The organism is Flavobacterium dankookense (genome assembly GCF_004362665.1).
GTDB lineage: Bacteria > Bacteroidota > Bacteroidia > Flavobacteriales > Flavobacteriaceae > Flavobacterium > Flavobacterium dankookense.
In genome coordinates this window covers 65,659-88,915 of record NZ_SNXR01000012.1, presented here as the reverse complement: position 1 = coordinate 88,915, position 23,257 = coordinate 65,659, and the positions used below count along the sequence as shown (strand labels likewise).

At 34.8% G+C, this 23,257-nt stretch carries 20 protein-coding genes; 15 read left to right on the top strand and 5 right to left on the bottom strand.

The window, feature by feature from the left end; genetic code table 11:
• Positions 1-76 precede the first annotated feature (76 nt).
• From galK to BC748_RS04420, 3 genes are all read left to right on the top strand, one after another.
• Positions 77-1,243, top strand: a complete 1,167-nt coding sequence (gene galK / locus BC748_RS04430; RefSeq protein ID WP_133532266.1) for a galactokinase — start codon at positions 77-79, stop codon at positions 1,241-1,243.
• 109 nt (positions 1,244-1,352) lie between these two features.
• Entirely contained in the window at positions 1,353-2,405 is a 1,053-nt protein-coding gene (locus BC748_RS04425) for a UDP-glucose--hexose-1-phosphate uridylyltransferase (protein ID WP_133532265.1), read from the top strand.
• Position 2,406: 1 nt separating this feature from the next.
• A complete protein-coding gene (locus BC748_RS04420) occupies positions 2,407-4,077 on the top strand; it encodes a sodium/sugar symporter (RefSeq protein WP_133532264.1) in 1,671 nt (556 codons plus the stop codon).
• 51 nt (positions 4,078-4,128) lie between these two features.
• On the opposite strand, the gene BC748_RS04415 is transcribed toward BC748_RS04420, so the two are convergent.
• From BC748_RS04415 to BC748_RS04400, 4 genes are all read right to left on the bottom strand, one after another.
• The gene (locus tag BC748_RS04415; RefSeq protein ID WP_133532263.1) at positions 4,129-5,055 is read right to left on the bottom strand and encodes a carbohydrate kinase family protein; all 927 of its coding nucleotides are present in this window, start codon (positions 5,053-5,055) and stop codon (positions 4,129-4,131) included.
• Position 5,056: 1 nt separating this feature from the next.
• Positions 5,057-6,232, bottom strand: coding sequence for a glucosidase family protein (locus tag BC748_RS04410; RefSeq protein ID WP_133532262.1), 1,176 nt, complete (start codon positions 6,230-6,232; stop codon positions 5,057-5,059).
• Positions 6,225-7,607: an MFS transporter gene (locus tag BC748_RS04405; RefSeq protein ID WP_133532261.1), complete on the bottom strand. Its 1,383-nt coding sequence runs from the start codon at positions 7,605-7,607 to the stop codon at positions 6,225-6,227. The genes BC748_RS04410 and BC748_RS04405 overlap by 8 nt, the downstream gene beginning before the upstream one ends.
• 106 nt (positions 7,608-7,713) lie before the next feature.
• Positions 7,714-10,338, bottom strand: a complete 2,625-nt coding sequence (locus BC748_RS04400) for a TonB-dependent receptor domain-containing protein (protein WP_133532260.1) — start codon at positions 10,336-10,338, stop codon at positions 7,714-7,716.
• Between the two features lie 157 nt (positions 10,339-10,495).
• Between BC748_RS04400 and BC748_RS04395 the strand changes: the two genes are divergently transcribed.
• The 5 genes from BC748_RS04395 to BC748_RS04375 all read left to right on the top strand — a co-directional run bounded on the left by BC748_RS04395 (position 10,496) and on the right by BC748_RS04375 (position 13,928).
• Positions 10,496-11,515 (top strand): LacI family DNA-binding transcriptional regulator, encoded by a 1,020-nt coding sequence (locus tag BC748_RS04395; protein ID WP_133532259.1) that lies wholly within the window; start codon positions 10,496-10,498, stop codon positions 11,513-11,515.
• A gap of 176 nt (positions 11,516-11,691) precedes the next feature.
• The gene (locus BC748_RS04390; RefSeq protein ID WP_133532258.1) at positions 11,692-11,892 is read left to right on the top strand and encodes a hypothetical protein; all 201 of its coding nucleotides are present in this window, start codon (positions 11,692-11,694) and stop codon (positions 11,890-11,892) included.
• A 289-nt stretch (positions 11,893-12,181) separates the two neighbouring features.
• Positions 12,182-12,643: an IS200/IS605 family transposase gene (tnpA, locus tag BC748_RS04385; protein ID WP_133532257.1), complete on the top strand. Its 462-nt coding sequence runs from the start codon at positions 12,182-12,184 to the stop codon at positions 12,641-12,643.
• 317 nt (positions 12,644-12,960) lie between these two features.
• Positions 12,961-13,725: a DpnI domain-containing protein gene (locus BC748_RS04380; protein ID WP_133532256.1), complete on the top strand. Its 765-nt coding sequence runs from the start codon at positions 12,961-12,963 to the stop codon at positions 13,723-13,725.
• Positions 13,726-13,727: 2 nt separating this feature from the next.
• Complete coding sequence (locus BC748_RS04375) at positions 13,728-13,928, top strand: hypothetical protein (RefSeq protein ID WP_133532255.1); 201 nt, start codon at positions 13,728-13,730, stop codon at positions 13,926-13,928.
• A gap of 10 nt (positions 13,929-13,938) precedes the next feature.
• Here BC748_RS04375 and BC748_RS04370 read toward each other — a convergent pair whose 3' ends face one another.
• Positions 13,939-14,418, bottom strand: coding sequence for a DNA N-6-adenine-methyltransferase (locus BC748_RS04370; RefSeq protein ID WP_133532254.1), 480 nt, complete (start codon positions 14,416-14,418; stop codon positions 13,939-13,941).
• Positions 14,419-14,628: 210 nt separating this feature from the next.
• Here BC748_RS04370 and BC748_RS04365 point away from each other — a divergent pair, with 210 nt between their 5' ends.
• The 7 genes from BC748_RS04365 to BC748_RS04335 all read left to right on the top strand — a co-directional run bounded on the left by BC748_RS04365 (position 14,629) and on the right by BC748_RS04335 (position 23,255).
• The gene (locus BC748_RS04365) at positions 14,629-15,858 is read left to right on the top strand and encodes a DNA cytosine methyltransferase (RefSeq protein ID WP_133532253.1); all 1,230 of its coding nucleotides are present in this window, start codon (positions 14,629-14,631) and stop codon (positions 15,856-15,858) included.
• A complete protein-coding gene (locus BC748_RS04360; protein ID WP_133532252.1) occupies positions 15,843-18,065 on the top strand; it encodes a sensor histidine kinase in 2,223 nt (740 codons plus the stop codon). Before BC748_RS04365 ends, BC748_RS04360 begins: the two co-directional genes overlap by 16 nt.
• On the top strand, positions 18,062-19,327 hold the full coding sequence (locus BC748_RS04355) for a hypothetical protein (RefSeq protein ID WP_133532251.1): 1,266 nt from the start codon (positions 18,062-18,064) through the stop codon (positions 19,325-19,327). The genes BC748_RS04360 and BC748_RS04355 overlap by 4 nt, the downstream gene beginning before the upstream one ends.
• 413 nt (positions 19,328-19,740) lie before the next feature.
• Positions 19,741-21,075, top strand: coding sequence for an ammonium transporter (locus BC748_RS04350; RefSeq protein WP_133532250.1), 1,335 nt, complete (start codon positions 19,741-19,743; stop codon positions 21,073-21,075).
• A gap of 554 nt (positions 21,076-21,629) precedes the next feature.
• Complete coding sequence (locus tag BC748_RS04345; protein WP_133532249.1) at positions 21,630-22,139, top strand: nuclear transport factor 2 family protein; 510 nt, start codon at positions 21,630-21,632, stop codon at positions 22,137-22,139.
• Between the two features lie 45 nt (positions 22,140-22,184).
• Positions 22,185-22,649: a hypothetical protein gene (locus BC748_RS04340; protein ID WP_246014001.1), complete on the top strand. Its 465-nt coding sequence runs from the start codon at positions 22,185-22,187 to the stop codon at positions 22,647-22,649.
• Positions 22,650-22,667: 18 nt separating this feature from the next.
• Complete coding sequence (locus tag BC748_RS04335; protein WP_133532248.1) at positions 22,668-23,255, top strand: globin family protein; 588 nt, start codon at positions 22,668-22,670, stop codon at positions 23,253-23,255.
• Positions 23,256-23,257: the final 2 nt, after the last annotated feature.

The following is a 23,257-nucleotide window of genomic DNA, read 5'->3' as shown; positions in this document are numbered from 1 at the left end:
CCTTGTAGGTATAAATTGAAAACCATAAAATCTTAAAAACTTACAAGGTATTGGAAACCTTGCAGGAACATAAAACATGAAGAAAAAATTAATCCAACATACCACCGATTTTTTTGAAAAATCCTTTCAAAAAGCACCAGAACACATTTTCCTTTCACCAGGAAGAATTAACATTATTGGCGAACACGTTGATTATAATGATGGTTTCGTATTACCAGCTGCCATAAACAAATACATCTGTTTTGCTGTGTCTAAAAACACCACAACCGAATGTGCCATTATTGCCAAAGACCTAAACGAAGTTTATAAATTTGATTTAAACGACAACTTGCAACCGGTCGATAAAATGTGGGTAAATTATATACTTGGCGTTTTACATCAATTAAAAAACAAAGGAGTAAACCAAGGTATCAACATCGTTTTTAGCAGTACAATCCCAATGGGCGCAGGACTTTCGTCATCGGCAGCATTGGAATGTGGTATCGGATACATCATGAATAAGCTATTTGATTTAGGATTGTCTAAAGAACAAATTGCACTCATCGGACAAAAATCGGAACATACTTTTGTTGGTGTCAATTGCGGTATCATGGACCAATTTGCATCGGTTTTTGGAAAGAAAAACAAAGTGATTAAACTCGATTGCAATACATTAGATTACGAATATCATAAAGCCGATTTCAAAAAATATTCCTTACTTTTATTGGATAGTTGTGTAAAACACACGCACTTAACTTCGGGATACAACGACAGAAGAAACGAAGTGGAACAAGGATTGGCAATTATAAAAACGCATTTCCCTGAAGTAAAAACGTTTCGTGATTGTACAGAAATCATGGTTTTAGGTCTAAAAGAAGAATTAGGCGAAATCCTATACAAGCGATGTCGTTTTGTAGTTAAAGAAATAAAACGAGTTCAAGATGCTGTTAAAGCCTTATCTAATGATGATTTTGTCCAATTAGGAAAGTTAATGACCGAAACACATCACGGTTTATCTAAAGAATATGAAGTGAGTTGTGAGGAATTGGATTTTTTAGTTGATGCTGTAGCTAATGAAACTTCGGTTTTAGGCGCACGAATGATGGGCGGAGGATTTGGTGGTTGTTCCATAAATTTAGTCGAAAAAGGTTCAGAAAAAGACTTAATCGAAAAGATTTCAGCGCAATATCGTTCCCAATTTGGAATCGAATTAAAAGCATACAAAGTAAAAATATCCAAAGGAACATCAGAATATATTAATTAATTAAACCTGTCAGGATTAAAAACAGAAACAATTTCGAAATCAATACTTAATGAATCTTAATTTCTTAATGTTTTAAAAATAAAAACTATCTGTTGAATAAAAAAATAACATGCAACACTTCAACCATAACGAACATCCACACCGAAGATACAATCCCTTACTAGACGAATGGATATTAGTTTCACCACATCGCGCCAAACGACCATGGCAAGGACAAAACGAAACCCTTCCTGAAGACAATAGACCAGAGCACGACGAAACCTGTTATTTATGCGCTGGAAATGTTCGTGCTAATGGTATAAAAAACGAAGACTACACCAATAGCTATGTGTTTGAAAATGACTTTTCAGCCCTATTAAAAGACGATGTTTTATACGAAACAAAAAACAAATCATTGTTTCAACTAAAACCCGAACGCGGTATTAATAAAGTAGTGTGTTTTTCACCAAAACACAACCTAACCTTACCCGAAATGGAAGTTTCCGACATTGAAAAAGTGGTGCAAACTTGGGCAGAACAATACATCGAATTAGGCAATCAAGATTTTATCAATTATGTCCAAATATTTGAAAACAAAGGAAGTGTTATGGGTTGTAGCAATCCACATCCACACGGACAAATTTGGGCGCAATCGTCACTGCCAACGCAAGTAGAGAAAACACAAAAAAATCTTCGAGCGTACTACGACAAAAACAAAACCAGTTTACTAAAAGACTATTTGGACCAAGAATTGAAATCAGGCGACAGAGTGGTTATCGAAAACAATCACTTTGCGGTTGTGGTTCCTTTTTGGGCAACATGGCCTTATGAAACGATGATTATTAGCAAAAGACATTTTGGAAGTATCATCGCTATGAGTAAAGAAGAAACAACGGCTTTCGCCGAAATGATAAAAGCCATAACCGTCAAATACGATAATCTTTTCAACACTTCTTTTCCATATTCGTCTGGAATTCATCAAACACCAACTGATAGAGTTTCGCATCCAGAGTGGCATTTTCACATGCATTTTTATCCGCCATTATTGCGAAGTGCCACAGTAAAGAAATTCATGGTAGGTTATGAAATGCTAGGCGAAGCACAACGCGACATTTCACCCGAACAAAGCGCGAAGATTTTAAGAGAGTTACCAAACCAACATTACAAAACCAAAAACCAATAATATGCAAACTTTAACCACCAACGATTATATCGTTTTCTTCCTCTACTTTATCATTATCGTAGGATATGGATTGTGGATATACAACCGAAAGAAGAAAGCACAAACCAATAGTAACGATTATTTTCTGGCTGAAGGTTCGCTCACTTGGTGGGCAATTGGTGCTTCGCTTATCGCAAGTAACATCAGTGCTGAACAATTTATCGGAATGAGCGGAAGCGGTTTCAAAATGGGATTAGCCATTGCCACCTATGAATGGATGGCAGCATTGACCCTGATTATCGTTGCCGTATTTTTCATGCCCGTTTATCTGAAGAACAAGATTTTCACCATGCCACAATACCTAAAACAACGGTACAACGGCAATGTAGCTATGATTATGGCGGTGTTTTGGTTGTTGCTTTACGTTCTAGTAAACCTAACGTCAATACTCTATCTAGGTGCTTTAGCCATCAGCAGTATTTCAGGCTTAAACATCACTTTTTGTATGATTTTCTTAGCCATTTTTGCCATTATGATTACCCTTGGCGGAATGAAAGTAATTGGATATACCGATGTGATACAAGTGTTTTTCCTTATTCTTGGCGGATTAGTAACTACCTATTTGGCACTAAATTTAGTCGCAACTGAATTTGGTTCCGAAGGTGCCATCAGCGGATTTAACCTCATGCGTGAAAAAGCCGATGACCATTTCCACATGATTTTCGACACTACAAATCCCAATTATATGGATTTGCCTGGACTTTCTGTGCTAATAGGTGGAATGTTAATCATCAATCTAAATTATTGGGGTTGTAACCAATACATCACACAGCGTGCTTTGGGTGCTGATTTAAAAACAGCGCGTGGCGGAATTCTTTTTGCCGCTTTTCTAAAACTTTTAATGCCTATTATAGTTGTTCTTCCTGGAATTGCGGCTTACGTTTTATACCAAAACGGACACTTTCAAACAGAAATGCTTCAAGACGGAACAGTAAATCCAGATAGAGCTTACCCAATTCTGTTGAATTTATTACCAACCGGTTTAAAAGGATTGTCTTTTGCTGCACTAACCGCTGCCATCGTAGCTTCACTAGCTGGAAAAGCCAACAGTATTGCGACCATTTTCACGCTCGATGTTTATAAAGAAAAAATCAATACCGAAGCTTCCGAAAAGAAATTAGTCAACATCGGAAAACTAACTATTGTTGCAGCCATGCTAATTGCGGTAGTAGTTGCACCATTTTTAGGAATTGACAAAAAAGGAGGCTTCCAATACATTCAGGAATATACAGGATTTGTTAGTCCAGGAATTTTTGCCATGTTCATCCTAGGTTTTTTCTGGAAAAAAACTACTTCCAATGCAGCTTTGTTTGCCACCATTGGCGGTTTTATGTTCTCTATTATTTTCAAATTCCTGCCTGCGTTTATCGATTTATCATTTTTAAGCCCAATGGGATTTGCAGTGCCAAATGCGGATGGCGTTTATGAAATTCCGTTTATTGACCGTATGGGATTTGTGTTCTTAATTTGCGTTATCGGAATGTATTTTATTAGTAGCTATGAAACTAAAAGAGGTGTTCAAACCAATGGTTTAGAAGTAGATAAAACCATGTTCAAGATGTCGCCAAGCTTTACCGTCGGGATGTTGATTATCTTATCCATCTTAGCGGCGTTGTACACTATTTTCTGGTAGAAGCAGTTCTTGTCTTAAATAAAAAACCCAACACTACTGTTGGGTTTTTTATTAAGTAACCAATTCGTTTATATTAATATCATCGGGTAATCGACCAACATTTTGAAGTTTGATAGAAGCTAATTTTTGGGCAATAGTAATGCTCGTATTCAAATCATATTGTCTTAGTTGTGCAAACAAGAAACCAGTCCAAAAAGCATCGCCTGCACCAGTAGTATCTTTTATTTCTTCGATTGGGATGGCTTTTTGAAAAAATAAACCTTTTTCAATATCAGAAACAACAACACCGTTTTTACCTTTAGTTAAGCAGATAGTTGACACACCCATTTTATGAAAATAATCAAAAATAAATTCTTCTGATTTTACGCTAGCAAAAAGACGATAACAATCATCTTCACTTAATTTCACTAAAGGATCATTAGAAAGATATTCGCTAAGAACTTGTTTTGCTTCTTCTCTGTCAGGCCAAATGCGTTCAGAAAAATTAATATCAATGCTTAATTTTAAACCCAATTCAGCTGCTTTTTTGGCTCTATTTAAAATAGTTTGCCTTGCTGGATTTTTGCTCAAAGCAAAACAAGTGGTGTGAAATATTTTAGCATTGGCTATGATTTCATCGGGTAGTTGATTTTCAAAGATTTCGCAATCGGCTTGACGATAAGGAATAAAATCGGGAGTTTCGGTCGATTTAGAAACAAATATGACTGAAGTTGGAACAGTATCTGATTTTCCAATAAAATCGGTGTTGACATTATTAGCTTTTAACTTTCTAATGACATAATCGCCCAAACCGTCTTGACCACACGAAGCCACTAAAATGGAATGCAAACCCAGTCGCGAACTATTAACCGCAACATTAGTAGGCGAACCGCCAAGAAAACGATGATAGTCTTTGGTTCTATTGATGGAGGTATTGACTTCATGACCAATAAAATCAATGAGTACTTCTCCGATGCAAATAATATCTATAGGTTTCAATTTATAGTAATAATTTAAAATTAGTATGTAATGTTTGGTGAACTAAAACGCTTGCTGCCGCACTCCAAGCACAATACGCAACACCATTTGGTTCTTTTGTTGCTGTATTGAAATTTTCATAAAACGAATAATCGTCAAAGGCGTTAGCTTCATTAATTTTTGTTAAAATGGTTTCTGCTTTGGTGTTTTCTTTTCTTTGTGAAAGTGCCAATCCAAAAAAACCATTGACCATAGACCAACTGCCACCGTTATGAAATTCATACGGATGATTTCGGAACTCGTATTTGCAATTATTCTTTAATAAATTCCAATGTTCATCGGTTTCAAAAACAGGCGGCCAAAAAGCAGGAATTAAACCCAAAGGCATTTCTGAAGCCAAACTAAAAAGGAAATCACTTAGTTTTTTTTGAAAATCAATGTTGCCAATTTTTAATAATAAAACAAGTGAATTGGCAAAAGCATCCAATTGCGTTTTATAGCCAGCAGGCGAGAAAGAACAAGGCATATACGGTTTAAAATCTACCATTTCATAAGCGCGTGGATGGAATTTTTCGCCTTCGGTATTGGGCATAAAATTGAGTAGCACTTGCTGGGTACAATTTTCAATTTTTTGAGCAATAATGTCACTTTTTGCAAAATAGTTATAACTCTTTAAAGCCCAAATGCGCAATAATTGATCGTATAAAACATAGCCATCGGTGATGTATTCGTCTGCCCAGTTTCCAGATAACGGCACATACAATAAGTGTTTATTATTAAATTCCCAAGCTTCTAATAATTCAAAAACTTTTTCAATAGCAGTGTTGTGTTCAATAATAAACGATGGTTCATCCTGCGAATAGGCATATTGACAAACACCAATGATATACCAAGTAACGGCATCAACTCTTCCGGCTAATCCACCATAACTCACCTCGGTTGAGGTTTCTTTTACTAACACATTAGAAGGAATTGTTCCCATCACGTGTTGGTGTTCTGCCAAGGTTTCCAAAGTGTTTTTAAAAGTAGCGATTAGCTTTTCATCACCAGAAGCCAATGCGGCCAAACCACAAATAACACCATCACGAGCCCAAACCCTGTTGTAGTTAGTTGTGTTTTCTGCACTAGCTAAAAATCCATTTGGACTGGATACACGATGCAATAAATCAATTGCTTTTTGATAGGCTATTTTATTCACTTTTTACGATTTGATTTTTATTTTTTACGGTGATAAATAAGGTCAAAATTCCAGCAAGAACCAAAAACACACCAGCTAATTTGATAACATTCATCGGATTGTTGCCCAATAAATCATAAACAAAATACTGCATGGTTAGTATTTGAATCGCCATGGGTATTACAATAAACATATTAAAAATACCCATATAAACGCCTGTTTTTTCTTTAGGTATAGAACCTGCTAAAAGCTGATAAGGCATAGCCATAGTAGAAGCCCAAGAAATTCCTAATCCAAAAGAGTATAGAAAAATAGTGGTTACAGGTATCGATTCCCCAAACGGATTATACATAGTAAATAAGATATCCGTATTGTTCAATAATGGAATGGACAATAAACCTATTCCGCCGAGCGTTAGAGCAAAAAAATGAACGCCTTTAGCACCAATTTTCATCGCTAATGGAACCAACAAGAAAGCCACTAAAAAGCATATGATATTGTACGTTCCATTCAAGCTACCTGTCAACAGTTGTGCTTTCGAAAATGCTTCAGTAGCTTGGTCTGTAGTGCCAAATAAGGATAAGGAAAGCGAAGAAGTGATGTATTGCCAATAACAAAACATAGCATACCAAGTAAAGAATTTCACAGGTATCAATTGTTTCATCGTCAACGGCATAGTTTGAAAGGCTTCAACGATGTCATTTTTAACCGTTTTAAAAATAGATTCTTTCTTCTTTTCTTCAATAAGCGTTAACTCTTCTACTGTTGGTGGATATTCTTTGGTGGTAATTACAGAAAGTAAAACGGAAGAAATAGAGGCAAAGGCACCAATAAAAAATGCCCAATAAGTATAAGTTGGAATCCCATTTTCCATTTTATCAGTAATAGATAAAAAACTCAGCGATACTAATATAGCAGGAGTAAAATTAGCCAACGTAATTCCAAAACCGGTAAAAAAGCTTTGCATTAAGAAACCTAGCGACATTTGTTTTTCGTTTAACTTATCAGCAACAAATGCACGATACGGTTCCATAGCAATATTGTTTGCAGCATCCAATATCCACAACAAACTAGCCGCCATAAACAGCGTACTAGAATAGGGCATAAGCAACAAACAAAGACTAGAAATTAAAGCACCAATAAGAAAAAATGGTTTTCTTCTGCCAAATCGTGGTGACCAAGTGCCATCGCTTATTGCACCTACTATGGGCTGAACAATCAATCCCGTAATAGGTCCAGCAAGCCAAAGCATTGGTAAACTACTTTCGTCAGCACCAAGATATTTATAGATGGCGCTCATGTTGCTTTGTTGCAATCCAAAACTGAATTGTATTCCAAAAAATCCAAAATTCATATTCCAAATCTGCCAAAACGATAATGCTTTCTTTTCACTCATTTTTGATACTTTTTACTTATTGCAATAGTACTCTTTACTTTAAAAATAATTCCCATACCATAAATTTATGATACAGGAATTATTCAAACTAACATGAAACTTTTTCTTAGAACTTATAAGACAATGCCATAGATAATGATCTTCCTGGCAATGGTCTTGCTCTTACAATATTGGTGGTGTTATCCGTAATACTTCCTTCTTCTGCCTCAGTAATAGCTAAGGTGTTGAACAAGTTATTTCCGGCAACATTTAATGATAATCCTTTTGTAATTCCGAATTCTACAAATCCATTTACAACAACAAATCCATTCATAACCAACTCATTATTGTCTTGTGCATACGATTTGGTTTGTCCAATAAAGCTCAATCCTAAAGTGTTATCACTTTTTCCAAATTTATACGTTGGAATAAAGTTATACATCATTTTTGGTTGTCTTCTTGGCTCATTTCCATTATTTGCACCCGATGTTACTTCAGCTTTTGTGTACGTAAATGCACCTCTTAAATTTAAATCTTCGTTTACATTATAAGACGATTCAACCTCTAAACCTAATGATTTATAATCGTTTTCGATTATGCTGTTTGATGTAGCTTCATATCCACCTTCTTCTGTAGTAGTAGAAGTAAAGAATGTAGCATATACATAACCTTTAGCGAATTTTCTTTTGTATCCAATCTCAGCTTGTGCTAAAAAGTCAAGAGAGTTGATTTTATCTCCATCCAAATAGTCTAATCCTGAGAATAAAATTCTATCGGCTTTAGCAGAAGCACCTTTACTATAACGAGCAAAAACCGATTGTTGAGCATCCAACAAATAGTTAGCACCAATAGAGTAAGAAACATAATCATAGTCATAATCAACAGCAGTTGTACTAGTAGTATTTACCGCAAAAACGTTTTGTTCTGGTGCAGAAAGCGAACCATCATTGTTGATATCAAACGCACTTGATGTTCCACCAGCAAACGAACCATTTACTTGTCCCATGTCATAACGAATTCCTCCTTCAAGCGATAAAGCATCGGTAGCATCAAAAGTAATATTAGCATAAGGTGCTGATACGCCATGTTGCGTGTCATAATTTCTAGCAAGGTTACCCCAAAATGGTGTTCCATAAGCATACAATCCGTTATCAGATAATAAAGTACCACTAGCATCGGTAACATTAATTAATCTTGGATTGTTGTCTGATACTTCTTGTAGATACGAATTCCACAACCACGACATCGAAATGTTTTGAATCGATTTAAAATAACCTGCTGTAACACCCACTTTATCAAACTTTTTAGTAACTCTCAAATCATTCATAAAGTTATTAAAATTATTCAGTTGCGTGTCAAACATGTGAATTCGTGCCACCAATCCGTTTGCAGTGTTAAACGCAGCACCATTGTTTGCATAAGACAAAGTAGAACCTGCACCAAATGAATTGGCAATCGTACTAGCCGAAGCAACTTCTGCTGGGAATGGAGCAATAAATTGTCCACTGTTAGAAGAAAAACGACCGTTATTAGTTACTTTCCATCCTTCGCCTAAATCAAAATTAGCCGATACACCAATGGTTTTAGAAACAGGATTCATACCATCAGCCACATCACCTCTTCTAACGTTTCCATCAGGACCAAGACCAACATTGTGTTTTAAATAAACCGATTGCAAAGCACCCGATGTAGCATCATATCCTCTAACGCTGCTCCAGTTTGGACTAGCATTAGTTCCTGTTACTTGAACAGGCATTGGCATATAAGCTGCTGCTCTGTCGTTTAAGAATTTAGTATAAACCGTTACCGAACCACTTTCAAATTCTTTAGTAATATTCATTTTAAATTGTCCACCATTGTTGGCTGAAAAACCAGGACTTCTAACGCCTTCACCAGTTCTGTAAAATCCACCAGCGTGAAAATACAATCCGTCTCCAATTCGAGCACCATATTCAATATCGGTTCTAAAATCGTTATAATCCAAACCAAAACTTGTCACCATACTTCCACCTTCTGTCTTTCCAGTTTTGCTGATAAAGTTAATGATACCACCTGGCGAGTTAGACGATAATACTGAGGCAGAACCACCACGAATAGCCTCCACTTTTGCAATATTGCGGTCAAAACGAGTAAAGATATCGGCAGTAGCAAAAGCAATATCACCAAATAATAATACAGGCAATCCGTCTTCTTGCAATTGTAAATATTTAGAACCTCCAGATGAAATAGGAACTCCACGAACCGATATATTAGCATTTCCTTCACCACCTGATGATTCAGAACGAATACCAGGAATAGTTCTAAAAATCTCTGCTGTTGAGCGTGGTGCTGATTGCTCTACTTGTTTCACATCCAGCGTTGTAATAGAAACACTCGATTTGATTTTTGCTCTTGGGTTTACAACTCCTGTTACTACTACTTCTTCTAGTGCGTTAGCTTCTTCAGCTAATTCGAAGTTTAAGGTAGTTGCTCCTGAAATGGTTACTTTGTTTTTTTGAGTAGCATAGCCAATGCTTGAAGCTGTTACTGATACTTCACCGTTGGTTAAACCGCCAATAGTATAATTACCATCGGCATCACTAATAGTAGCTTTTGAACTAGAGTCAACACTAATATTGGCGCCAATAATGGGCTGACCTTTCGCATCGGTTACTTTTCCCGTCAAGCTTCCTGACTGCGAAAAAGCAAACTGATAGACAAAAAAGACCAATAAAAAAGACAACTTGCGTTGTAATAAGGTAGTTTTTTTCATTTTTGTAAAATTGTTTGGTTAATAAATTTTAATGGATTTAATTCCGAAATTATATTTTTTAACCACTATTTTTTATCAAATATATATCGAAAACGTTTTCGAAAACACCGAAAACGTTTTCGATTGTCTTTTGAGAAATTTTTATCATATTTGTTAAATGAAAGAGACAACTTTAAAACAAATAGCCGAAACATTAGGAATCTCTATTACAACGGTTTCCAAAGCCTTAAAAAACTATCCCGATGTTAGTGCTAAAACACGTAATGCCGTTTTAGAGCTTGCTAAAAATCTTCAATACACACCCAATTCGTTTGCCGTTAACCTCAGAACCAAAGAATCCAGAACCATCGGATTAATTATTCCCGAAGTGGTACACCATTTTTTTTCCAATGTAATTAACGGTATCATAGCCGAAGCGGAAAAGCAAGGCTATCTCGTCATCATCCTTCAATCGAATGAGTCGATGGAGCTCGAAAAAAAACAAGTAGAACTCTTGTTGAACAAACGTGTGGATGGTATCATCATTTCCTTGTCCAACGAGTCCAATGGCGACGAACATATCAAAGAAATCATGCGCCGCGAAATACCTTTTGTGCAATTTGATAAAATCGCCAAACTAATTCCAAGTTCCAAAGTAATCATCAACGACCAAAAAGCCGCTTTTGAAGCTACTGAACATCTTATAAAAAAAGGATGCAAAAAAATAGCCCACATTCGCGGACCAGTAAATCCGCAAAACGCTATTGACCGTTTTTTGGGCTACAAGAAAGCACTCGAACAAAACCAAATTCCTTTCGATTCCAAATTGGTGTACACCTGCCAAAACGTAACTTTTGAAGAAGGAAAAACATTTGCCAAACAAATCCTTGCCGACCATCCCGATGTGGATGGCATCTTTGCCATTACTGATTTAGTAGCCGTTGGCGTATTAGCCCATTGCAACGAAGTCAATGTTCCCATTCCACAACAAATAAAAATCATCGGATTTAGCAACTGGTTCATGTCGCAAGTCATCACACCAAAACTCAGCACTGTCGATCAACCAAGTTACGAAATGGGTGCCAAATCCTTTGAGCTACTCCTTGAAGAAATGAATGCCCGTAAAGATGGTAAACCTTTCACGCCTCGAACAGTAGAGCTTTCTACGAGCATTATTGAACGCGAGTCTTCGAAGTAAGAACTAACGAATACATGGAAAACAATTGTCATTGATAACGATGGAATTGAATACCAAGCCTTAGTAAAAAATGTTTATAAGTACTCGTGTCTTGCCAAATTTTAAAATCCAATTTTATTATTTTTACGAAAAGCTAGTACAATTCCTTTTCTTTTTAATTGAAAAAAATCATCTGCATGAAAAAATACATCTTCATAACACCAGAAGGCAATACCACAGCACCAAACGGTGATGAAGTCGAAAACATGCAGGTAATCGGTATTGTTGAAGAAGTAGCAGATGAAAACGAAGCCCTAAAAAAATTGCTACTAGAAAACGATTGGATTTTTGATACAGAGTTCAATATAGCCGAATTCATCTGTCATGAAATTATCTAATCCCGTCAGGGATGATATTTCGGTAGCAACGGGTTTTACCCGTGGATATCAAAAATAATACGGATTATACCCGTTAATACAAATAAAAACATCAAAATCCCGTTAGGGATGATATTTCGGTAGCAACGGGTTTCAACCCGTTGTTATAAATAATAATACGGGGTTTCAATCCGTGGATATCAAAATAATACGGATTATATCCGTTAATACAAACAAAAACATCAAAATCCCGTTAGGGATGATATTTCGGTAACAACGGATTTCAATCCGTTGAACATAAAAAATAAAAATGGCAAATACCTACACACAAATCCACATCCAATTCGTCTTCGCAGTCAAATACCGCGACGGATTAATACATCCAGCTTTTCAAAAAGAGTTATACCAATATATTTCAGGTATAATTAAGCATCACAACCATAAATTGTTAGCCATAAATGGAATGCCAGACCATGTTCATATATTTATAGGAATGCGACCAACACAAACCATATCCGATTTAATGCAAGACATCAAAGGAAATTCGTCAAAATGGATTAACGAAAAACAATTTTTAAAAGTAAAATTTGAATGGCAAGAAGGCTATGGTGCATTTTCCTATTCAAAATCGCATGTTGACGCGGTTATTAAATATATCGAAAAGCAGGAAGAACATCATAGTACCAAACCTTTTAGAGAAGAATATTTAGATTTTCTAAAATTGTTTGAGATTGATTATGACGAACGCTATATTTTCAACGAACCAATTTAGAATTCACGAGATGAGATTTCTTTTTTGATTTGTTTTTATTGGGATGCATTAAAATACATCCCTACCAAAATAGCATCCCTAAAGGGATTGATAGTGTTGTATAGTTTTAAATCAATTTAAACATGTTAGTGAATTGTGATAGGTCCTTTTATTTTGTTTATAAGTACTCTTGTCTTGCCAAATTTTAAAATCCAATTTTATTATTTTTACGGAAACACACCATTTTTATGCGAGCAAAACCATTTTTAAAATAGTCTTGAGATATGAATTGTAATTAGTATTATATTTACCCAATACTTATATAATGAAGAAGGTCAGTGGATTTACATTTTAATAAAGAGCTAATAAAAGGATATACAAGTAATTCTCAAATTGCTAGGGTTTTAACTGAAGGTTGGGTGAAGCAAAACTCCTATTGTCCAAACTGTGGAGAAAACCCATTAAATGATTATGAAAACAACAGACCTGTTGCTGATTTTTATTGTATAAAGTGTCAGGAAGAATTTGAATTGAAAAGCAAAGGCGGTAAGTTAGGCACTACTATAACAGATGGCGCTTACGATACCATGATTCAAAGGATTACCTCTGATACCAATCCAAATTTTTTCTTTTTAACGTATAGTAAAGAGTTAAAAGTTGATAATTTTTTAATTATACCAAAGCAGTTTTTCACTCCGGATATCATTATTAAAAGAAAACCTTTGTCGGATACAGCTAGAAGAGCTGGATGGACAGGTTGTAATATTGATATTTCTAAAGTCTCTGAATTAGGAAAAATTTTCTTGGTTGAAAAGTCAAAAATTATTCAACCTAATGTTGTTCAAACGGCTTTTTCTAAAACTACCTTTTTAAGAAATAAAAATGCTGACGCAAAAGGATGGATATTAGACATATTAAGTTGTATTGAAAAAATACCCAATAAAGATTTTACATTAAATGAAATTTATAAATTTGAAAGTGATTTGAAAGTAAAGTATCCAAACAATAACTTTATTAAAGACAAAATCAGACAGCAACTTCAGTTTTTAAGAGATAGAGGAATCATTGAGTTTAATGGAAGAGGAACGTATAAGAAAATGTAATAATGAAAAAGTTTATATTCATAACACCCGAGGGCAACACCACATCACCAAACGGTGACGAGGTGGAAAACATGCAAGTTATAGGTATTGTTGAAGAAGTTGCAAATGAAAACGAAGCCCTGAAAAAATTATTATTAGAAAACGAATGGATTATTGATGCAGAGTTTAATATAGCCGAGTTCATTTGTTATGAAATTAGCTAAGCCTAATTGATTACTTCAATGACAAAAACCGTCCTTCAATACCGCTGTTTTGTAACGCGATTACATTTTCTTTTCCGTAGGCGATAAATACGCTTGGTGCTCCGGGAGTTCCGCCTTGAACACCCGAAACATGATAAAATTTAATTCTCCCTTTTACAAATAGGATTGCATCGGCATCATGCCAGATGTGTTCAAAGAAACATTTAGTTTCAGTTCTCGCAAAAATTAAGGCTATCCCGTTGCCGTGGTGTTTTAGTTTTTCTAACCACAATTCCATTCCTCTGCCATAAGGCGGATTGAGATAGACTCTTCCTTTCCATTCTTTACTCAAACCGTCATCTATAATGGTGTAATGTTTTTTTGCGTGGTAAAATGGCGCCTCTACTGGACAACAAGGATCTAAATCGAAATCGCCCAATTGTTTGACCAATTGTGGCGGTGTAAGCCATTCTACTTTGGTGTTCTCGCAACGTTCAAATGAGGTATTCATGCACTTGGATTTGTTGCAAATATTAGATCATTATTTTGATTATGCAAGTGTAATTTGATCTAAATCAAATGATTACACACAATAAGTGTGATTTAGCTGATTTGTAATAGTATTTTAAAAACAACTTTTTTTGATGTCCCATTTTTTTATTTAAAATTTTGTAATTTAACAGGTTTTTATCAATACTTTTGTTAATAATTAAAATTCCGTATGGCCGAAAAACTTAACTATATCGACCTCTTTGCGGGTGCTTCTGGAATGTCGGAAGGCTTTATCAGAGAAGGCTTTGAAGCCGTAGCTCATATTGAAATGAACTCTGAAGCATGTCAAACGATTAAAACAAGAGCTGCCTACCACTATCTAAAATCTCAAAAAAATCTAGATTTATATTACCAATATATCAAAGGAGAAACATCACAAGATGTTTTTTTTAATGCAATTCCAAGTCAAATTCTCGACTCAGTTATTAATATTGAGATAAACGATGATACTATTTCTGGTATTTTTGAGAAAATAAAAAAATCAGGAAAAAAAATTGATTTAATCATAGGCGGTCCGCCTTGTCAAGCCTATTCTCTTTTAGGAAGGCATCAAGAAGATATTGAAAATGACCCAAGAAATAAACTTTATATCCAGTACGGAAGATTCTTAAATGAATTTAAACCAAAGGCGTTTGTTTTTGAAAACGTTCCCGGAATGTTGAGCGCAAATAAAGGACAACATTTTAAAAACCTTAAAGCTTATTTCAGAAGAATTGGTTATGAAGTGTATCATGACACGCTTAATGCTGCTGACTATGGAGTTGTACAAGCTCGAAAAAGAATTATAATTGTAGGTTGGAAAAAAGAGAAGGATTTTGGTTTTCCTGAATTTGAAAAGATAGTTAAACAATACACGGTTAATGATGCTTTTGCTGATTTACCTAAGTTGAAACCTGGAGAAGGGTTTAAAAAAACAGATTACACTCAAAGTAAAAATGAGTATTTGCAAAAATTTGAATTGCGAAACGGTGTTGATTTTGTAACGCAACATATTTCAAGACCACATAACACAAGAGATTTAGCAATATACAAAACGGCAATTCAAAAATGGAACAAAGGAAAGGAACGTTTAAAATATCCTGATTTACCAGATGAACTAAAAACACACAAGAACGAAACTTCTTTTACGGATAGATACAAGGTAGTTGACGGACTTGGTGTTGCTCATACTGTCGTTGCTCATATTGCTAAAGATGGTCATTACTACATACATCCTGATGAAACACAATGTCGTTCTATCTCAGTTCGTGAAGCCGCTAGATTACAATCATTTCCTGATGATTTTTATTTTGAAGGTTCACGTTCGGCCGCATTTAAACAAATAGGTAATGCTGTTCCGCCATTAATGGCGAATGCTATTGCTAAAAAAATGAAAGAATTATTATGTCAGAAGAAATAAAAGAAAAACACTTTAAGCCAAAAGCACATATATTAACATTACTTGGAGAGGAATTAATTAAAAATCCGGTAATGGCTATTTATGAGCTTGTAAAAAACAGCTATGATGCAGATGCTAACAAAGTGGATGTTTATTTTAGAGATGTTGATAACATAGAGATGGCAGCTATTGTTATTGAAGATGATGGAATAGGAATGACTTCTGAAATTGTTGAAGATGTCTGGTTGGAACCAGGTTCTGATTTTAGAAAGCCCGTTATAAATGGAGTAAGACAGATTATAAAATCCACTATTTATAAACGCATTCCTATGGGAGAAAAGGGTGTTGGTCGTTTTGCGGTACATAAATTAGGGACAAAAATACTACTGATTTCTCGGCCATTAATATTAAAATATAATGAAGATAAAACAGAAATAATTGATAAATATTTGGCAGATTATGAGATTGAATTATATATAAATTGGAAAGATTTTAATCAGTCTAAACATTTATCTGACATCCCTATCAGATGGAAATTAAGAAAAGACCAATCTGCCTTTCGATTTAAAGAAAAAAGCGGGACTTACATACATCTAAGTGGATTAAAAGAAACTTGGACAAAAGGAATGGCTAGAGATTTAAAAGGTCACACTCTTTCTATGTTATCTCCTAGAGTAAAAGAAAACAGCTTTAAGATTAACCTTAACTTTGATAACCAGTGGTTATCTGATTTTCCAACTGTAGATAGAATAATTGATGAAGCTCCATTCAAACTTTTTGCAATAGTTGATGAAAATTATAATTTGACATTTGAATATAAATTTTCATTGGAAAATAATAAAGAAATTGGAACAAGGAAAATTGATGCAGTCGATAATCCTAAACTTTATGAAAGAAATATAAAGGGTGATATAAGACCATATATAAGAAGAGAATTAGAATCAAAAGAGTATCCTAAAGAAGTTATTGAAAGTTTGCTAAAAAGTTACGACGAATCTGATAAGTTACCTTTTGGTGGATTTATGTTTGAATTAAATACTTTTGATTTAGATTCTGAGTCATTGAAGGATTATTCTGTTGAACCTCCATTAACTAGAAAAATTCTGAAAGAGAACTCTGGGATAAAAGTTTATAAAGGTGATTTACGTGTTTTTGATTATGGAGAAAAAGGAAATGATTGGTTAGGAATTGACTTAAAAAGGGTTCAGGATACAAGTTGGTTTTCTAATAACCTTGTTATGGGGTTTGTTTACCTTGATCCTGAGGCATCTGGAAATTTAGTAGAAAAGACCAATAGAGAAGGGTTTGTAGAAAATCAGTCTTTCATTTTGTTTAAATACCTTTTAGACTACATCTTGTATCAATTTAAATCAGAAAGATTGAAAGATAGGGAAAGATGGCTAAAATTTAATAAACGAGAGACTAGAATACTTTTTGATGATAGAATTAGTCTTTTTAAAAGCTTATTAGAAAACGCTGACCTTAACAATGATGAAAAAAAGAAAAAGATTCTCGAAGAAGCCGAAAATATAGAAAAGAAATATGAAGAAGACAAAAAAATCCTTTTAATTCCGGCAGGTGTTGGAATGACAGCTTCTGTTGCTTTACATGAAATAGAAAAACTGGTTCCTAGGATGGAAGAAACAGTCAAAACCTTACCTATTAAAACGGATATTATTACTGATCAGGTAGAAGAATTGAAACAATATACCGATGGAATTATTTCTGTGTTACGAAAAGGTGGAGATAAACCTGTAAATGTTACAGAAGCAGTAAATAGAGCCTTCAACAATTACAAATTGAAATTATCCGACAGAAAAATAAATTATACAGTAGATATAGCAAATAATGTAGAGACAATAAACTGTGACAAAAGATTTTTTATCACAGTTTTAATGAATTTAATTGATAACAGTATTTACTGGCTTGATACAGTTTATAAAGAAAATAAAGGAATTTATTTGAAAGCTGTTAAAGAAGAAAATAGTGTTATAATATTTATAGCTGATAATGGACCAGGTTTTAAAGATGATATTTCTGAGATAATAAGGCCTTTCTTTTCACGCAAATCAGATGGTATAGGTGTAGGATTGTATCTTGTAGATACTATTATGCTTAAATACGGGAAATTTGATATTATTGAGAGTACGGAGTTAAGTGATTTAGGTATTCCCGAAAAATATACAGGAGCAGTAGTGAAATTAATTTTTAATAAAAATCAATTATGATAAATTTTTTAGAACCTAATGTAATTATTATCGATGATAAAAGAGAGGAAATTCAAGGTATTTACGATTACTATGTTGCGAAAGGTATAGGATGTAAAGTATTTAATCCTGATTTAATTTATGGAGATGACTATCCGCAAAAAACATATTCTGATACAAATATTATTTTTTTAGATCTTCATTATTCAGAACAATTTGATGCTGAAATTTGTTCAACTTGGATAAGGCATATAGTTAAACCTAGATCTTTTTACATTTTAGTGATGTGGTCCAAAGATGTAAGTAAAGCAGAACAAGTTTCCGAATTATTAAGAACACATATGGTTATTCCTTTCATTACTTTAATTAAAAGTAAAACAGATTATCAAGTTGAGCAAGGATATAACTTTTCTGAGTTATTTGAACAGCTTAATACAGATTTAAACTCTACTCATTCTTTAGAAGAAATACTTCATTGGAAAAAAACAGTAAAATATTCATCAAATGAAATTATTGGAAATCTTACTAAAACTCCCAATAACGTAGTCAATAAACTAAAAAAAATTATAATTGCACACGGAGGTACGTCCATTAAAGAAAGTGAAGATAATATTTATAAAAGATCCATATTATTTGATGCTTTAGATACAGTGTTAATTTCAAATACTAAGAAAAATATTGATGGTGAAATTAGTGAATTAAATAATCAAAATCTTTATAACCTTCAAGATGTCGAGGATAGTACAACGGATAAAGAATTAAATAGCTGGTTTCATTTTAAACTTGGGAATGAAATTTCACCTAGTCTTATAACTCCGGGATTAATCGCAATTAACAACCATAGTTTCTTTAAAAAATTATACTCTATTAAAGATGATTCTAAAATTGAAGTTTTTTTAAAAAAGCAAATCGAAGATGGGAGGCAAATTGAAGATATAGTTCTTCTGATTTCCAGACCTTGTGACATTGCTCAAAAAAAGTATGGAAAAAACCTAAAATTATTAAGTGGTTTAATTATTAAAAACCCTGTGAGAAAAACTAATGGTAAACTAGATATACCAACCCCAATGGACTCTATAAAAATATATGATCATTTATATTTTGATGAAAACGATAACGACGTTACTTTATTGTTTGATTTCCGTTATAGCTTTTCAGTACCATTTGACATATTTATTAATAAGTTCAGAAATGTGAAAATTTTTAATAAAGAATTACTTTCTGAAATGCAGGTCGAATATAGCAGTTACTCGAGTAGATTAGGTATAACACAGATAATATAGGAAGTATAGTTTTTTTAAAGCTTTTTCTCTTTCAATATTTATTTCTTGTATCAAATAATTTATTGATCTAATCAGATCTTTAAAAAATCATCTTTCAAAAAGAATTCATAAAAATACAATTTTCCTAAAATAATACCCCTTTCCCCAAAACCTCTAGAGTGCGGTTAGATTGCCATCTAAGTGCGGTATACTTGCCATATACTTGCGGCAAGATTGCCACAAGGGTTTCTATAGTGCAACAAACCCCAACAAGCAACTTGTTTTTTACTCAATCATCAAAAACAACAAGAGCAATTCATTTTTTACAAATTTTACAAAACAACCCCTATTTTTTTATCAGTAATTGTTGTTTATTTTCAATATTATTTATATTTGCCCTATAAAAACAGGGGTTAATATCAAAAGATACAACAATGAAAAACGAAAAACGCTGGATAGTTGCCTTTATCATCATTACCATACTTGCCATAACAGGATTGTTTTGGGAACACCAACCTGCCACTGGCGTCGCTTTCAATACAGAGGAAAGCATCAACTTTGCTGATGTCGCTTGGCTATTAACCGCTTCCTGCTTGGTATTACTAATGACACCAGGATTGTCTTTTTTCTACGGTGGTATGGTCGGCAAGAAAAACGTCATTTCTACCATGCTCAAGAGTTTTATCTGTCTGGGTGTTATCAGTTTGTTGTGGGTTGTAGTAGGTTTCAGTCTGTCCTTCGGTGATAGCATAGGCATTACTATAGATGGAAAAACCTATGGCATTATCGGCAATCCGTTCCAATTTGCGTTTTTTGACCAAGTAGAAACCGAGCCACACAAAGTGCTTGGTTCATCTATTCCTTTTATACTCTATGCACTCTTTCAAATGAAGTTTGCCATCATCACGCCAGCCATCATCACCGGTGCTTTGGCAGAACGTATTCGTTTCATATCCTTTTTACTATTCATTTGTTTGTTCACCTTATTCATTTATACACCTTTGTGCCACATGATTTGGCATCCAAATGGTTTGTTGGGCAGTTACTTTGGCGTAAAAGATTTTGCCGGTGGAACAGTAGTCCACATGAGTGCTGGTTTTGCCGCCTTGGCAGGCGTTATCGTTTTAGGAAAAAGAAAAAACAGCGAACACATTCCAACCAATATTCCGTTTGTATTATTAGGAACGGGAATGTTGTGGTTCGGGTGGTTTGGGTTCAATGCAGGTTCAGCTCTAGCAGCCAATGCTACCGCAGCGATGGCATTTGCAACTACTACTATAGCTTCCGCTTCTGCCATGCTAACTTGGGTTTTCTTCGACAGACTAAACGGTAGAAAAGTTTCAGCACTCGGAGCCTGTATTGGAGCAGTCGTTGGACTAGTAGTCATCACACCATCCGCAGGATTTGTAACCATTCCACAAAGTATGTTCTTTGGGTTCATCGGCGCAATAGTTTCTAACAAAATGGTGTACTGGAAAAAGCTAAAACAAATAGACGATACGCTAGACGTATTTGCCTGTCACGGCGTTGGCGGAATTATGGGTATGATACTAACCGCTATTTTTGCCCAAGGAGAAAACGCTAGTTTGTTGCATGGTGGGTTTTCGGTGTTTGGACATCATATGATGGCTTTGGTTTTGGTTTCTGTGTTTACTTTTGGTGGTAGCTATTTGTTGTTCAAACTAACCAACATCATCATCCCAATCCGCGTCTCAGAAGAGTCAGAAAGCATAGGATTAGACCTTTCCCAACACGGAGAAAAGTTTTAAAAAACAAATTGAACCATTAAGAACTTAAGATTCATTAAGTCTAAAATTGCTTAATGATATCTAACACCTTGAATGGTTAATACAAAATAATCATCATTCCTATTTTGACATTCGTTAAATCGCCCTAATAGCATTAGCATAGAAAACAACGAAGAATTGAAACAAAGCAACCCACATAGTCGAGGAGGTACGACGAGCGACTCGGGTTGCGACGTGAAATTCAAGGTAGTTTTCAAGCTAAGACTATTCAGGCTTGAATTTTTGTTTCTTTTGTTTCAAGACAAAAGAAAAGAATTCCCAAAAAGAAAACCAAACTATTTCTTTACTACACATCCCAATCGCACTAATAGCATTAGCGTAGAAAACAACGAAGAATTGAAACAAAGCAACCCACATAGTCGAGGAGGAACGACGAGCGACTCGGGTTGCGACGTGAAATTCAAGGTAGTTTTCAAGCTAAGACTATTCAGGCTTGAATTTTTGTTTCTTTTGTTTCAAGACAAAAGAAGAAACCAATTACTCTTTTTTTATACCTTTATAAAAAATCCATTACCATGAAAAAATACCTATTCCTCCTTTTCATAGTTTCCCTAACATCTTGTAGTTCCAAAAAAGACAAACCACTAACAGAAACCGACAAAGTCAATCTCCTACTAAACAATTGGCACAAAGCAGCAGCCGAAACCAACTTCAACAACTACTTTGAAGCCATGACCGAAGACGCTATCTTCATTGGCACCGATGCTACCGAAAACTGGAACAAAACGGAATTCCAAGCCTTTGCCAAACCTTATTTCGACAAAGGAAAAGCCTGGAACTTCAAAACCCTTGAACGTAACATCTACTTCAATCCCGATAATAAAATCGCTTGGTTCGATGAATTATTAGATACACAAATGAAAATCTGTCGTGGTTCAGGAGTTGTAGTAAAGACAAACGAAGGTTGGAAAATCAAACATTATGTTCTTTCGATGACTATTCCAAATGATGATTCTAATGCCGTAATCAAGATCAAAACCCAAATAGAAGATCAATTGATTAAAGACCTCAAGGCAAAAAAATAAAAAAATATACTATTCTTTAAAACCAAGTTGCTTTTGTTCTCGTAAATGATAGAGAAAACAAAAAACATCTTGGTTATGAGCATCAAAAAAATTAAAGTTCTAGTTGGCAGTGTACTCGGTGTAGTAGTACTGCTATTCGTGGTTTTGGTTGTGCATATCGCCACCGCAAAACCAGTTGTATATGATAATGCAACGCTTCAAATTAGTAGAATAGACTTCGAAGAAGCTATTGATTCGGCGAAAGCCAAAGAAATCCACCGCAACCTAAAATCCATTCCCGGCGTAAAGAACGACCGCATTAACATGGAAAAAGGCGTTGTGGTTTACTTTCATGACAATAAAATTACCAACTCCAAAAGAGTGTATGAACAACTGATGGCTAAAGGAAACTACAAAGCCAAACCGTTCATCATCTCCAACGAACTAGCACAAAAGAAAGTTTGTCCTGTTATGGCAGAAGACAGCTTTAGCTTTAAGTTTTCTAGAGGAATTCAACGCTTATTTAATTAATTCTAATAACTATACACTATGAAAAAGTTTGAAAAACTGGCTATATGCCTATTATTGGCAACAACCGCGTTAGGTTTTGTTGCGTGCAGTGATGATGATAATGATACACCTGCACAATTGAGTTTGTATCAAAAATTAGGTGGAACCGCAAAGGTAAGTGACCCAAATAATCCAGGTCAGATGATAGAAAAAGGACGATTGAGTTATCGTTCAGTAGTTGATAGTACCATTGTACTTATCGTAGCAGATATTGTTGCTGGTTCTAATGGGAATCTTGGAGAACATTTTGCACCAATTGTGGGCGAAGTGGTTTCAGGAAATACAACCAATGTAGCTGTGTTGAGTAAAAACTTAACCGACTTCTTCTCAGCGAATACTGGCGGTGGCGCAACAAATACGTACACAGGTCTTGGAATGGTTGCAGCTCACGATCCAGCACAAAACCCAAGAATGGGTGTAAAATCTACTAATGCTGATTATACTAAATTCATTGGCTACGTTGGTCAGTCAGCCGGATTAAACGGTGTAACGGATACAGCGGTTATTAATGAAGTGGTTGCCGTGCTAGAATCATTGCGCGACCCAATTGTTCAAGACCCAAATTAGTG

What these genes read in the sequence shown, in the direction of transcription:
- BC748_RS04360 (WP_133532252.1), top strand. Translation starts at nt 15,843, where the DNA reads ATGTCAGAAGAAATAAAAGAAAAACACTTTAAGCCAAAAGCACATATA.
- BC748_RS04335 (WP_133532248.1), top strand. Translation starts at nt 22,668, where the DNA reads ATGAAAAAGTTTGAAAAACTGGCTATATGCCTATTATTGGCAACAACC.
- BC748_RS04405 (WP_133532261.1), bottom strand. Translation starts at nt 7,607, where the DNA reads ATGAGTGAAAAGAAAGCATTATCGTTTTGGCAGATTTGGAATATGAAT.
- BC748_RS04390 (WP_133532258.1), top strand. Translation starts at nt 11,692, where the DNA reads ATGAAAAAATACATCTTCATAACACCAGAAGGCAATACCACAGCACCA.
- BC748_RS04370 (WP_133532254.1), bottom strand. Translation starts at nt 14,418, where the DNA reads ATGAATACCTCATTTGAACGTTGCGAGAACACCAAAGTAGAATGGCTT.
- BC748_RS04350 (WP_133532250.1), top strand. Translation starts at nt 19,741, where the DNA reads ATGAAAAACGAAAAACGCTGGATAGTTGCCTTTATCATCATTACCATA.
- BC748_RS04395 (WP_133532259.1), top strand. Translation starts at nt 10,496, where the DNA reads ATGAAAGAGACAACTTTAAAACAAATAGCCGAAACATTAGGAATCTCT.
- galK (WP_133532266.1), top strand. Translation starts at nt 77, where the DNA reads ATGAAGAAAAAATTAATCCAACATACCACCGATTTTTTTGAAAAATCC.
- BC748_RS04365 (WP_133532253.1), top strand. Translation starts at nt 14,629, where the DNA reads ATGGCCGAAAAACTTAACTATATCGACCTCTTTGCGGGTGCTTCTGGA.
- BC748_RS04345 (WP_133532249.1), top strand. Translation starts at nt 21,630, where the DNA reads ATGAAAAAATACCTATTCCTCCTTTTCATAGTTTCCCTAACATCTTGT.
- BC748_RS04400 (WP_133532260.1), bottom strand. Translation starts at nt 10,338, where the DNA reads ATGAAAAAAACTACCTTATTACAACGCAAGTTGTCTTTTTTATTGGTC.
- BC748_RS04420 (WP_133532264.1), top strand. Translation starts at nt 2,407, where the DNA reads ATGCAAACTTTAACCACCAACGATTATATCGTTTTCTTCCTCTACTTT.
- BC748_RS04425 (WP_133532265.1), top strand. Translation starts at nt 1,353, where the DNA reads ATGCAACACTTCAACCATAACGAACATCCACACCGAAGATACAATCCC.
- BC748_RS04375 (WP_133532255.1), top strand. Translation starts at nt 13,728, where the DNA reads ATGAAAAAGTTTATATTCATAACACCCGAGGGCAACACCACATCACCA.
- BC748_RS04340 (WP_246014001.1), top strand. Translation starts at nt 22,185, where the DNA reads ATGATAGAGAAAACAAAAAACATCTTGGTTATGAGCATCAAAAAAATT.
- BC748_RS04355 (WP_133532251.1), top strand. Translation starts at nt 18,062, where the DNA reads ATGATAAATTTTTTAGAACCTAATGTAATTATTATCGATGATAAAAGA.
- tnpA (WP_133532257.1), top strand. Translation starts at nt 12,182, where the DNA reads ATGGCAAATACCTACACACAAATCCACATCCAATTCGTCTTCGCAGTC.